This window comes from Tepidibacter formicigenes DSM 15518 (assembly GCF_900142235.1).
GTDB classification, from domain to species: domain Bacteria; phylum Bacillota; class Clostridia; order Peptostreptococcales; family Peptostreptococcaceae; genus Tepidibacter; species Tepidibacter formicigenes.
Genome location: NZ_FRAE01000076.1, coordinates 1 through 12,370 on the forward strand (window position 1 = coordinate 1; position 12,370 = coordinate 12,370).

Consider the following 12,370-nt stretch of genomic DNA (forward strand, 5'->3'; position numbering starts at 1 on the left):
ATATAGCTAGGAATTCAGCAGATATATTAACCATTAGGGCATTTGACCCCGCAAAGGAGCATAGCTGATACCACATCATGGATAGACTGAACGAAGGAATTTAGGGACATTGATCCTGTGAGACATGGGAGGGTACGTCGCCATGAAATTAGTGGATTAATTCCAGTAATATTTTGGTAAAAACACTGATTTTCTGGGGTTATACATTTCTATATCCATAAAATTGAATATGTTGAAGTTATATCCAAAAAATATATCTATCAATTTATGAAATTGTAAGAAATAGAGAGTATTTAAGAGAAAATAAAAGTATATAGAGGGAGGCGTTATTTATGCAAAAAGTAATATTAGGTTATGATTCAGGAAATGGTGCTATAAAGACTTCAAATGGTGATGTATTTACAGCTGGCTTTGTTGCTAGTGATAATCCGATTTCTAATAAAGATTTATTAGAATATCAAGGGAAATTTTATAATATTGGTATGAATAGAGTTAAGTATAAATATGATAAAACTATAGATAATGATTATTTCATCCTATGTCTTGCTGCAATTGGTAAAAAACTAGAGAAAATGAATATTGGAAATGAAAAAGTGGAAATTGTACTCGGGATTGGATTGCCACTATCTCATTTCTCATTAAAGGAGAAATTTGTTGAGTATTTTAAGAGGAAAGATGTTTCATTTGTTTGGTGTGGGAAAAGATATAATGTGATGATAGATACTGTTATGTGTTTTCCGCAGGCTATCGCAGGGTTTATGACGGGATTGAAGAAGTATGATAATGTGCCATTTATAAACTTATTTGACTGCGGAAAAGTCACATTAGACTGTGTAAAGATATCTAATAATAGACCTTTGCTCAACACAGCAATTTCTTTGAATTACGGAGTTTTAATGTTAATTAAGAGAATACAGGAAAATGTGAGAAAAGAAACGGGTATAGAATTAGAAGAAGAGCAAATTGAGATAGCATTAAAAGATAATAGCAATAGCAGTTTATTTTTTGATAATAGATTAGAAAAAATAATTATAGATACAAGAAATGACTTTGTTTCTGAAATGCTTTCAGAACTTCGTGAAAATGGATATGAACTTCAGAGTACCGTAAACCTACTAATCGGTGGCGGTTCTAGTATTATTTTATCATCTCTAAATGAAGATAAGTGTAGTAATAAAATAGGGTATACTGAAGCAATACCAGATGCTCAATTAGCTAATGCTAAGGGATATGAGATGTTAGTGAAGGAAACTCTTCTACGCTCTAAACAATAGAGGTGATTTATTATGAAAAAAAGAATTAATTTGTCGTTTGATTTAGAGAGAGAAGAAGATAGAGTAGTTTATGATTTAATACAGAGCAATAGAGGTAAGACAAAATTTGTAATTGATGCAGTATTGGCATTTGAAAATAAAAGAGAAGGGATTGATATAGAGCAGTTTAAAAATGCAGTTAAGGAAGCGATAATCGAAGTAGGATTAAGTATTAAGGTTGATGATAAGAACAATGTTGTAATTGAAGAAGAAAATCAAATTCCTGATGACCTGTTTAATATGATATCTGGATTATAGATATAGAGCATGAGAGTAGAATAACTATTCTCGTGCTTTTTTGTTATGTGAGTTTAGAATTAATGTATTCCCCTATACCAATAAAAGTTCGGAGAATAAATCATTTTGTCGTAAGAAAATCTGCTCAATACCTTGAGTCATAAGCCTTTTAACTATTTTCACTAATTATAACACATTATTTAGAAAAAGGTATAAGGAGTAAGAATTATTTATATAAAAAAGAGACAGTCAATGACTATCTCTAAGATAATGATTATTGAAATAAATTTGGAAGTTGAAGATATAGTTGTTTCTTTATTAATGTGTAAATATAAATTTCATCAATAGAGTCTTTGTGCTCCAGAAAGATTTTATGTGTAGATACTCTCAATAGGCATTGTTCAAGGATAAATTTTAATTTATCATCAAGTGGGTCTGTATTCTTTCTATACTTTTTTAATTTTATGATTGATTGCTGGATTTTTTCTTGTGCGAGTTTTTCAAATTCTGGAATAATAGGGGAATAATTTAGACAATTTTCAATTGAAATATCTTTTAATTTATTTATGCTTATTGTTAAATTCATGGTAGACCACCTCTCGTTAATAATTTGAGGTAGTATCATAATCAATAAATATTGAGAGTTTCAAGCATTTTTTTAATTGGTTCTAAAAGGTACCTAAAAATTATTGATAACTTAGGCAGGGAACCTATGGGTTCATAGACTAATATGTGGTAAAAAATAAGCATTTTGATTATTTCAACAAGAAAAAAATAAGCGAGAGTCACTGCTTTTAGGTATCTATTCAATGATTTTTTTACCATCCTCAATGAATTTATCAATATTATCTTTACCATAATATTCTTCGGGATTTTCTACTGAAGTTTTACCAGTTTCATCTAATAATGGATTATTAATATATGTATCACCAACAATAAATCCAACTGGTTGTTTATTTTTAATTTTACCTTCAATGATTGCATCATTCATTTCTGCAATTTGCTTAATAAGTTCGAATCTTTTTTCCATAAGTTACCTCCATAGCGTTATTTTTATTTAATATCAAAGTTGTTGGATATATTATACAAGACAATCACAGTAGAATCAAATAATAGAGTGAATTTAATGATTATCCGTTTTATTGAAAGAAGTAATTTAGAAGTTAAGTATTGAAAAATCAAATTTAGATTCAGTTTCCTTATATAGAAGACAATACAGATATAATAAATTGATAAAATAATGAATTCTAGAGAAACGGAGTATTTGGGTAGCTATGAGGTAGGGAAACAAGATTTAGTATATTAAATCAAAACCTTAAATTCACAGAATACAAGTAAATAGAAGTATTTAGGAAGGAAACGTATAGAGAATTGAATATAATGATTCATAAAGAGAAAATAAAAGAGCATCGTCAATTGACGATGCTTTTGTTTATAATAGAATACATTGTTTTTTCATGATTTTGATGAAAGAATTAAAATTAGGAATTTGTTCTTTAAATTGAGAATAATCATTTGAAGATAAATCTTTTTCAAGTTGAGAGAAAATCTTATCAATTTGTTTTAGATAATAACTAGCGAGAGAGTCAGCATTATCGCTGTATTGATATGCTTGAAGAATGTCACAGCTCTCATCAAAAGTTTTGTATATTATGCTCTTAGAGCTATAGAGTTCTTCTAATTTAGATTTTATATATTTAATTTCTGCTTGTAGTGTTTTGTTATCTATCATAAATATCAGCCTCCTTAATTTTTGGTATGAGTATTGTAAGGAAAGATTCAAGGGAAATCAAGTTTTAATTGAGATAATTTCTTACCCATTAGTGAATTTATTGAAAAATTTTACATGAGGGTTTAGAATGGAATCATAAAGTAAATAAATAGCATTGCTAAATATAAATGGGGGATTTTTAATGAAAGATTTAAGTAGTATGTTAAAGGAACGTAATACATATTTATATGAACAGATGGAAGAATTTTTAAAAGAGCATTCGAAGATTTATTATAAGCCTGTTAATACAGGGGGCAATATTTCTATTATAGGTTACAGTGATTATCATTGGCAAAAACTTGATTTAGAAGGAAGAAAAATACAAACACGTCTATATAAAGAACTTAATAAACAATTTGAATTAATTGAGATTTTAATGAATAGATTACCACAAAACTACATTGAAGAATACAAACAAACTATTAAAAAGGTTTTTGAGTATTTGCTACAGAATAGTCAAATATGGATTTCAACTATCGATGAAGTTGTAATAAAAGTAAAGGAATCTTTTGATAAGATAGACCAACTAATAGACCAGCTTTACAGTGCGTGTGAAATGACACATGTTCTTATTCCTGATACAAATGCATTATTAACAAATCCTAATATAGAAAAGTGGACATTTGAAAATATTGATGAATTTGAAATAGTGCTATTACCAACTGTTCTTCAAGAGTTAGATAAGTTAAAAGTATATCATGCAAATCAAGAAGTCAGAAAAAAAGCAGCAGGAATTATAAAAAAGATTAAAGAATATCGAAGAAGAGGAAGATTGACAGAAGGAGTTAAGTTATCTGGTAAGAATTATATTAGAGCTATTGCTGTGGAACCAAAAATGGAAAACATGTTATCATGGCTAGATAGCCAAAATAACGATGATAGAATTATTGCATCACTTATTGAAGTATGCAGAGACATGATTAATAGACCTGTTGTTTTAGTTACAGCAGATATAAATGTACAGAATAAAGTTGAGTTTGCTAATTTACCATTTATAGAGCCACCGCAAAATGATTAGAGGCTATTAATATATTAAATAAGTTTTTAAAGAGGTGGTATATTATGTTTGGTACAATTATCGTAGATGCATATAAATTTGATGAACGAGTTGATATGGCAGAAGCAATTGATTATTTATGTTCTCCTTGCGATAATTATGTTTGGGCATCGGCTGGAGTTTATTGTTTCTGGGATTATTATAAGAAAAAAGTACTATATATTGGCTTAGCAGCTGATTTAAGTGATAGATTTAGACAACATAATGGATTAAGAAAGGTTAAATCAAATAGTTGTAAATGGGCATATATTCAAGATTATTTTAAAAGTAATGATAAAATTGGATATTCAATATTAGTCCAATCTCCATTATCACAACCAATAACTCATAGAAATAAAAAAATCTATGAAGGGTTTTTAGATGAAGAGTTTTCTGTTGAAAATTATGTAGGGCAAGAAGGTGAGCAGAATATAAAATTAGTTGAAGGAATACTAATTGAGGCATTTAGGAAAATAAAAGGGCAAATACCTGTTTGGAATAAAATAGGTGGTTCAATAGAAGGTCAGGCGAGAGCATCTTTTAACAGCTATTCACTTGTAAAAGGGTTTATGAATATAGAACCAAGCCCATTTATATCTAAATGTTCTATAAGAGAATTGAGTGATAACCCTAAATATTGTTGGTATGAAAATTGGTTACATGGTGCTAGAATGATGATGTTATCAATGGGAGGTATTTCGTACTTAGAAGCTATAAGAGTACAACAAAGATTCCAAATAGATACATTTAAAACTATAGACACTTATAAAGATATTGAAAATGAAGGATATTTAAATAAGGTATTAAAAATTTAAAAAATAAAAAAATTTTATTATCTTGTGGACATTTCTAGATGACACCCAAGTCTTTATATTTAATATATAAATCCCTACTACTACATCAATCTCTAAAAGAATAGGAAATAAAATTTAAAATGTAAAGGCTGATGTAGGAGTAACTAATTTTATTAGATATAAGTAATATAAAAAATAAAATTAATAAAAAATTTAATATATAAATACTTATTAAAATCTAATACAATATTAAATTTGATTATATTTAATAACTCAATATATAATAGTTTGAAATTAAATTATTATAAAAATAAAAATAAGCATCTGTATCCATCAATACAAATGCTTAAAATATAAAATGATAAAATTTAAATTTATGAAGTATATCCTTGCTCTTTGATATAATCATATAATTTAGACTTTATCCTGCTCTTTTGAGTGCTAACGGTACTTGCATCAATGTTCATTAATTTAGCAATTTCTTTATTTTTATAACCTTGTATTAAGTATGAGTAAATTTTCTTCTGATTCCCTTGCAGAGGAAGATTTTTTATGTCCAATTCATCTGATGTTTTTACAGAAGAATAGATATTATTTTTGAATTGGTAAATGTCTATTTTATAAGTCTCTTCTTCACTTGAGTTGTAAGTGTCAAGAGACATTACTTCAATAACTGTATTTTTTTTTGTATTGAGATAAACATAATATTGGCGATATTTCATTTGTAGAAAACTCCAATAATGTTCTGCAAACCTAACTACAAGAAAATATTGATATGTGCTGGTTTGCCATGAGTTTAATTTATCACGAAGTTTATTGAAAGTTAAATTTCTTATTGAGAGCCAAAATTCAGTAAAAATATCATAGGTCTTGCACTCTGGATTAGGGTTATCTATCAGCAATCGTTCTTTGTAGAAATCTTCTCGTGCATTTTGAAAAAAATAATCGTACTTGATATTTATATTTAATTTTTCCTCATACTGTTGTCTTTTGATAGTTGCTTTTTCTTTAAATGAAGAGTTTTTGGAATTCTTAATAGAATTATCTATTCTTGCAATAATTTCATTAATCTCTTTTTTTTGAGTTTTATAAAGAAAATTTCTTTTCTGATTTTCTATTGTAGCAGGTAGTACTTTTAATGGTCTAAATAGTACATTAACTAAATCTTTTTTTAATATTAAATATAATTCTCTTAAAGCAAACTCATTTTTTCTTTCAATATAAGCATGTAGGTAATTTCTTATCTTTAATTCCCGTTTGAAATCTATATGTTTCATAGTATCACTCCTTTCTATGTCTTCCATGTTTTTAGCATAACACATAAGAAAATTGTGTGATTTCTTGCATCATATTAAGAGTTTTGTATAATAGATTCAAGATTAAATTTTGGAGTGATGCTAATGAAGAAGAAATTTACATTTGGTTTGGTTAAAGATAAAAATATGGTTGATATTATAAATTCAAAGGATATAGGAAATGGACATACAGGGATAGAGTATCTATATGTGCAATTTCACAGGCAGTGTGCCCTTTTTGTAAAAGAAGAGATAGAATATTGCTTAATGAACTATGCAAAAGATTATATTCTAGAATTTGGTAGGTATAGGGGAAAGACTATCGAAGATATAGAAAAAATGGACAGTACATATGTATCAGATTATTTAGCTAAAGCTAAGAATCCATTTATAAAGTGGTTGGTCGAGTACTACTTAATTTTCAAAAAGAAACGATTTTATATGATTAATAAAAAAATTAATATGCTACCAGCTGCTGATATGAGGATAATCTTACATAGTTTAGATGCATTTGTTAAAAAAAAGGATGAAATTAAGGGATATGATAAGTGCCCATTTTGTGGGACTACTTCGGAATATGGAATATGGCCAGTTCAGTTTTTTCATGGGAGAGACAAGGATTATTTTTTAAAGTGTAGAGCTTGTGGAGATATACAGGAACTCATTCCATTTATGATGAAAGAAACAAAATTATCATACTCGAAAGTAATTGATGCTATTGCAAAAATGCTTAATATATATGTTGGCTATTGGGATATTAAAGATATTGTATTGCCAGAAAGTGAGACAAATGAAGACACAATTATCCTAGAACGTAAACAATTAGAACCTATTGATTTAGAGAGGTTTGGATTTGAAGGGAAGATGCATCCAAATCTAAAGTGGGTGTATGGGCTATCTGATTGGGATAGAGAAAAGTATAATATTCAATATGCTGGGAAGAATTGCAAAGACAAAATATTAAAAAATAGAATTTGTTTTCTTGTAAAACATAATAATAGTGTAGTAGGGGTAGTTGCTTTAAATAGTATGGATGAAGATATGTTTGAGAAATCACATGATACAGAAGATTACTATAAAGCATATCTTTTTAATAAAGGATTTAAAAAATCTTATACGTTATTTAATTTAGATGAAGCGTTAAAGACCAAATTTTGCAATAATTTATATATATGTGAGAATCCTTTGGGGGTAATAGAGCTAGAAAAAAATTTATTTGGTACAGGAAATGCTGTTGTTGGAGCAATGGGAAAAATACTAAGTAAAGCACAACTATATTTGATTTTTGATGCTTATAGATATAAAAGAATGAATTTAAATATTCATTTGTGTATAAGGGATAAAAAGGATATAAATATGGCAAAAATTAATGCAAGAGCATTAAAAGGGTTAGGTTTTAAAAATATTTATATTTCTTTATTGAAAAATGTAGAAAAATCATTATTTATAGATTATGATAGTCAGCAGTTATTTGATGAAGCTATTGAGAAGAAAATAATAATCTTACATAATTTAGATATAAATGAGTATATTGAATTAGAAGGTATTGAGCAAGAAGCAGATAGGGAAGAGAAAGGATTCTTAGAAGAACTAAATGAAGTAGAAAATATGAGTGATATTTTTAGAACTAAATATATATGAAAAATATAAAAGCTGAAGGGTAAACCTTCAGCTTTTTAAAGATTTCTTACTACTTCTTCATCAAGAATTTCTTTTCTTTGTTTCCAATCTGGCATTAGAGATGTCATAAAATTATAGAATTTATGGTCATGATTTCTATGAAGAAAATGAATGAGTTCATGAAGAATAACATATTCAATACAGTATTTTGGAGCTTTTATAAGCTCAAAATTTAGCAATATTATATTTTTATCTTTGATACATGAACCCCAACGAGCCTTCATGGTACGAATCATTATTTCGGGTTTTTTAATATTGTATTTCTCGAGTATAGGGTATATTTTATCTAAACATTCTTGAAAGATAATGGCTGCTTTTTCTCGCATCCAGTTATTAAATAGGTTTTCTTTTCTTGTGTAGTTGGATTTATCTTTAACATGAATATATATATATCCCCTAAAATATTTCACTTTCTCTTCATCGTCTTCAATGATTTTAAGTCGGTATTGTTTACCTAAATATTTTACTGATTCTCCACTTATAAATTCTAAAGCTGTTTTTCTTTCAGGTTGATACTCTTTAAATTCATTTACACTCTTGAGTATCCAAGAGGCTTTTTCCTTAACAAAATTCAGTACAAAATCAGTAGGTACTTTCTCATTTGCAGATACCATTATGGTGGTATCAGGCTTTATATTTAAATTTATGTTCTTTACATTTTTCCTGTGTAGTTCAAATTTAATAATTTTATCTTTATAGGTTACTTCTAATATTTCCATTTATTGCTACCACCTTAATAGCGTCTAAGTGCTATGGTTTTAATATTTTCAATGATTCTATCAATATCATCAAAATCAATTTCAAATTCTTTTTCCTTTGAATAATCATATAAAAAGTCATCAATTTCTTGAGCAATACGATTATGAACTTCCATATTGTCATGCCAATCAACTTTGCTATGTGTATCGATTATTTTATTGATTTCAAGAGCCATATAACCTAAATCATCATCTGTTAAGTCATTTTTTATATTATCAGGAGACATGTAGGTTGCTTTTTCTTCCTTAATAATAAAGCCTGTTTTTTCTGAAAATACTTCCTTTATAGTTCCATAAAATGCTTGTGCATGAGGATTATTTTTGATGTTTTCAGGGTATTTTTCTCCAGAATAACCCTTTGTAAAATCATTCATAATATCTTTCATACGTTTTAGATATTCAGCTTCAGATATTCTTTTATCCTTGTACTCTTGTAGAGTTTCCTCTATTCTTTCAGAAAATTTCTTGTAAAAAGCAGGGTTTTCATCCCAATTTGCATTAATTCTTTTAGACATTCTGGTTCTAATTGCATCAGCTTGTGCTCTTTTAGAACCAAGTCTTATTAATTCTTCTTCAAAACTTTTTTCATCTAGAATATCAACAGGATTTGTAATACGAATAACTTCTTCAGAAGAAATATAGTTATCCATGAGTTTTTGCATCTTTGCTTCATATTCTTTATGGTCAATTGTATCAGAATATCTTAGTTTTACACTTTTCCTTAACTCTTGATAGAATTTAAAATCTTTTTTATATTTATTGAGTTCTTCTTGGCTTAGAGAATTATAAACTTGTTCAGATTCTAAGGCAATGCTTAGGTTTCTACCAAATTGACTAAGTGCACCATAGAAATTCTCTCTCAACTCTTCGTCAGCTAAAAGAACTTCATATTCTTCAACATCTTTTTTATTATTTACAGGAGCAAATATATTTATTAGTTCAGTATAGTAATGTCTAAGGGTTCCAATTATACTTATAACATCATAAATAGCTCCTTTTAAATCTTTGCTGTCAAAGTTTTCAAGACCTGCACCAGAGTACATTTCCATGGCTTCATCTAGTTTTTTTAGAAGACCCCTGTAATCTATTATAAGTCCATAGTCTTTACCTTCATAAAGCCTGTTTACTCTTGCTATTGCTTGTAGTAGGGTATGCTCTTTCATAGGCTTATCCACATAAAGGACTGTAGCTCTTGGAGCATCAAAACCTGTCAATAGTTTATCTACAACAATAAGAAGGTCTAGTTCATCTCCATTAATAAATTCATCCTTTATAGAATCTTCATAGTCTTCTTCATTAATATATTTACTCATCATTTTATCCCAGAATCTTTTGATTCTATCTTTTGATTCTTCATCTACAGATGTATGACCTTCACGTTGGTCAGGTGGAGAGATAACTACTGCACAGTTAAGGTCTCCTAAATCCTCAAAGGCTTCAAGATAACGTATAGCTTCTATTTTACTATTTGTAGCAAGCATAGCTTTAAATTGTGAGCCTTGGGTTTTATAGTTTTTCATAAAGTGTTCATTTATATCAAAGGCTATCATGCTGATTCTTTGGTCAGAAGAAGCTATTTTCTCGAATTGACTCCATTTTTTCATAACTTCTTCCTTTTGTTTCTTGTTTAAGTTTCTTGTTATCATTTCAAGACGAGTATCGATAGCTTTTCTATTTACAGTTTGCTCTACCATTTTTCCTTCATAGAGTAGGGGAACGATAGCTTTGTCTCTAACACCATCTGCTATAGTATATTTATGAATTAGTTTTCCAAACTTAATCATTGTATTTTTTTCTTTTTTCATCAGTGGTGTTCCTGTAAATCCTAAGTAACAAGCGTTAGGAAATACTTTCTTCATTTTTATATGAAGCTCACCATATTGGGTTCTATGGCTTTCATCAATTAGAACAAAGATGTCCTTATCTTTAATAGGCTCTTGATTATTTGCAGCAGTATCAAATTTATGAACCAGTGTAGTGATAATATCTGCACTATTATCATTTATTAAATCAACCAGATGCTTTCCACTGGTAGCACGTTTTGCAGATAATCTAGTGTGATTAAATGTCTTATGAATTTGTTTATCTAAGTTAATACGGTCAGTTACTACTATAACTTGAGGACTATATTTTGAAAGCTGCGATAATATAAATTTAGCAAGCATTACCATTGTAAGACTTTTTCCGCTCCCTTGAGTATGCCAAATAACTCCAGATTGGCGATTTCCTTTTTCATCCTGCTCATCAATAGTTTTAATAATTTCTTTGATTGCAAAATATTGTTGATATCTAGCAATCTTTTTTACGTCTTTATCAAATACAATAAAGAATCTAGTTAGTTCTAGTAATCTTTTAGGATGAAATAAAGATATAATGTTTTTATCTTGTGTTGTAGGAAGACGGCCTATAACAGTTTTATCAAGTTGATTTTGTAACCAATTCTCATTTTCTTCCTTCCATACAGACCAAAACTTTTTAGGAGTAAAGCAAGTTGCATATTTTGTTTCATTTTTATTAGTACTCATGACAATTTGAGCATATTTAAAAAGGTGAGGAATATAGTTTTTTTTCTGATTTCTAATCATTTGACTTATTCCTTGAGTCATAGAAATTGAAGCCTTTTTGCATTCTATGACAGCAAAGGGGATACCATTAACAAATAGAACGATATCGGGTCTTGCTGTACCTTGACCATCTTCCTTTTCCACAGAAAATTCCTCAACAACATGAAATACGTTGTTATAGGGATTTTCCCAATCTATATATCTTAAATTGAAAGAACGTTTTGTACCATCAGGAAGATTTTCTTGATAACTTCTTCCAAGCATCAAACTTTCATAGATTTTCTCATTGGTTTTAACTAGTCCATCTGTAAGAGGCTCATCAATATCTAAAATAGCTTGTTTAATATTTTTATCACTAAACTTATATTGAATTCCCTTATAAGTATAAGAGTTTAGTTCAATTAATTTTTCTTTCAATACATTTTTAAGTAGTACATTATATAAATTCCCCCTAAGTGTTTCAGCTTTTTCGGACTCAATATATGTATATCCCAATCCTTTTAATACTTGGGTAGCAGGTATTTGAGATATGTTCATTTCATCATAATCCATTGCACGTGGCATTTAAAATCCCCCTTTCCACTAGGTGTACTAGCTCGTTGCAGAACTCTACAACTCGCATAAATACTACATTTAAATTTATAGAAATGGCTAAGTTTCCCCCATTTTGGGTATATATACATTAACTAGATGTGTATAACTCAAAATGAAAAAAGGAGGAAAAACTTATGCCAGTTCAAGCTAAACAATTAAACTTTTCTAATATTTCTTCTGATTTTGAAAAGTTTTTTAATCAAAATCAATACAATTTACTTTCTATGTTAAATCATTTTTTTGATATTAGTGATTTCATCCCACTTTCTTTTTATCAAAAATATTATTCTAATTTTGGACGTAAAAGAAATTTTTCTCTTGAATCTAT

The 12,370-nt window shown here is 28.4% G+C and carries 11 protein-coding genes and 1 pseudogene; 6 read left to right on the plus strand and 6 right to left on the minus strand.

Translation table 11 applies throughout. The features are described 5' to 3' along the window. Positions 1-332: 332 nt before the first annotated feature. Together BUA77_RS11460 and BUA77_RS11465 are read left to right on the plus strand one after the other, a co-directional pair. Positions 333-1,274: a ParM/StbA family protein gene (locus tag BUA77_RS11460; protein ID WP_072890330.1), complete on the plus strand. Its 942-nt coding sequence runs from the start codon at positions 333-335 to the stop codon at positions 1,272-1,274. A 12-nt stretch (positions 1,275-1,286) separates the two neighbouring features. Continuing rightward, positions 1,287-1,571 (plus strand): hypothetical protein, encoded by a 285-nt coding sequence (locus tag BUA77_RS11465; RefSeq protein WP_072890332.1) that lies wholly within the window; start codon positions 1,287-1,289, stop codon positions 1,569-1,571. A gap of 253 nt (positions 1,572-1,824) precedes the next feature. On the opposite strand, the gene BUA77_RS11470 is transcribed toward BUA77_RS11465, so the two are convergent. From BUA77_RS11470 to BUA77_RS11480, 3 genes are all read right to left on the minus strand, one after another. After that, complete coding sequence (locus BUA77_RS11470) at positions 1,825-2,136, minus strand: hypothetical protein (RefSeq protein ID WP_072890334.1); 312 nt, start codon at positions 2,134-2,136, stop codon at positions 1,825-1,827. A gap of 216 nt (positions 2,137-2,352) precedes the next feature. Further along, positions 2,353-2,580: a hypothetical protein gene (locus BUA77_RS11475; RefSeq protein ID WP_072890336.1), complete on the minus strand. Its 228-nt coding sequence runs from the start codon at positions 2,578-2,580 to the stop codon at positions 2,353-2,355. A 402-nt stretch (positions 2,581-2,982) separates the two neighbouring features. Next, positions 2,983-3,282 carry a hypothetical protein gene (locus BUA77_RS11480; RefSeq protein WP_072890338.1) on the minus strand — a complete coding sequence of 100 codons (300 nt, stop codon included), beginning with the start codon at positions 3,280-3,282 and terminating at the stop codon, positions 2,983-2,985. A gap of 181 nt (positions 3,283-3,463) precedes the next feature. Between BUA77_RS11480 and BUA77_RS11485 the strand changes: the two genes are divergently transcribed. Both BUA77_RS11485 and BUA77_RS11490 read left to right on the plus strand, forming a co-directional pair. Beyond that, positions 3,464-4,339: a PIN domain-containing protein gene (locus tag BUA77_RS11485; protein ID WP_072890340.1), complete on the plus strand. Its 876-nt coding sequence runs from the start codon at positions 3,464-3,466 to the stop codon at positions 4,337-4,339. A 44-nt stretch (positions 4,340-4,383) separates the two neighbouring features. Continuing rightward, positions 4,384-5,172 carry a hypothetical protein gene (locus BUA77_RS11490; protein ID WP_072890342.1) on the plus strand — a complete coding sequence of 263 codons (789 nt, stop codon included), beginning with the start codon at positions 4,384-4,386 and terminating at the stop codon, positions 5,170-5,172. 353 nt (positions 5,173-5,525) lie between these two features. On the opposite strand, the gene BUA77_RS11495 is transcribed toward BUA77_RS11490, so the two are convergent. Further along, positions 5,526-6,428 carry a LuxR C-terminal-related transcriptional regulator gene (locus BUA77_RS11495; RefSeq protein ID WP_072890345.1) on the minus strand — a complete coding sequence of 301 codons (903 nt, stop codon included), beginning with the start codon at positions 6,426-6,428 and terminating at the stop codon, positions 5,526-5,528. Positions 6,429-6,551: 123 nt separating this feature from the next. Between BUA77_RS11495 and BUA77_RS11500 the strand changes: the two genes are divergently transcribed. Next, the gene (locus tag BUA77_RS11500; protein WP_072890347.1) at positions 6,552-8,087 is read left to right on the plus strand and encodes a hypothetical protein; all 1,536 of its coding nucleotides are present in this window, start codon (positions 6,552-6,554) and stop codon (positions 8,085-8,087) included. 35 nt (positions 8,088-8,122) lie between these two features. Here BUA77_RS11500 and BUA77_RS11505 read toward each other — a convergent pair whose 3' ends face one another. Continuing rightward, positions 8,123-8,845 (minus strand): M48 family metallopeptidase, encoded by a 723-nt coding sequence (locus BUA77_RS11505; RefSeq protein ID WP_072890349.1) that lies wholly within the window; start codon positions 8,843-8,845, stop codon positions 8,123-8,125. 14 nt (positions 8,846-8,859) lie between these two features. Further along, positions 8,860-12,012: a type I restriction endonuclease subunit R gene (locus tag BUA77_RS11510; RefSeq protein ID WP_072890351.1), complete on the minus strand. Its 3,153-nt coding sequence runs from the start codon at positions 12,010-12,012 to the stop codon at positions 8,860-8,862. Positions 12,013-12,176: 164 nt separating this feature from the next. On the opposite strand from BUA77_RS11510, the pseudogene BUA77_RS11515 reads away from it, so the two are divergent. Next, positions 12,177-12,370 (plus strand): annotated as a pseudogene (locus tag BUA77_RS11515) (ISNCY family transposase); the annotation flags it as partial.

What these genes read in the sequence shown, in the direction of transcription:
- BUA77_RS11470 (WP_072890334.1), bottom strand. Translation starts at nt 2,136, where the DNA reads ATGAATTTAACAATAAGCATAAATAAATTAAAAGATATTTCAATTGAA.
- BUA77_RS11500 (WP_072890347.1), top strand. Translation starts at nt 6,552, where the DNA reads ATGAAGAAGAAATTTACATTTGGTTTGGTTAAAGATAAAAATATGGTT.
- BUA77_RS11495 (WP_072890345.1), bottom strand. Translation starts at nt 6,428, where the DNA reads ATGAAACATATAGATTTCAAACGGGAATTAAAGATAAGAAATTACCTA.
- BUA77_RS11485 (WP_072890340.1), top strand. Translation starts at nt 3,464, where the DNA reads ATGAAAGATTTAAGTAGTATGTTAAAGGAACGTAATACATATTTATAT.
- BUA77_RS11465 (WP_072890332.1), top strand. Translation starts at nt 1,287, where the DNA reads ATGAAAAAAAGAATTAATTTGTCGTTTGATTTAGAGAGAGAAGAAGAT.
- BUA77_RS11505 (WP_072890349.1), bottom strand. Translation starts at nt 8,845, where the DNA reads ATGGAAATATTAGAAGTAACCTATAAAGATAAAATTATTAAATTTGAA.
- BUA77_RS11490 (WP_072890342.1), top strand. Translation starts at nt 4,384, where the DNA reads ATGTTTGGTACAATTATCGTAGATGCATATAAATTTGATGAACGAGTT.
- BUA77_RS11510 (WP_072890351.1), bottom strand. Translation starts at nt 12,012, where the DNA reads ATGCCACGTGCAATGGATTATGATGAAATGAACATATCTCAAATACCT.
- BUA77_RS11460 (WP_072890330.1), top strand. Translation starts at nt 333, where the DNA reads ATGCAAAAAGTAATATTAGGTTATGATTCAGGAAATGGTGCTATAAAG.
- BUA77_RS11480 (WP_072890338.1), bottom strand. Translation starts at nt 3,282, where the DNA reads ATGATAGATAACAAAACACTACAAGCAGAAATTAAATATATAAAATCT.
- BUA77_RS11475 (WP_072890336.1), bottom strand. Translation starts at nt 2,580, where the DNA reads ATGGAAAAAAGATTCGAACTTATTAAGCAAATTGCAGAAATGAATGAT.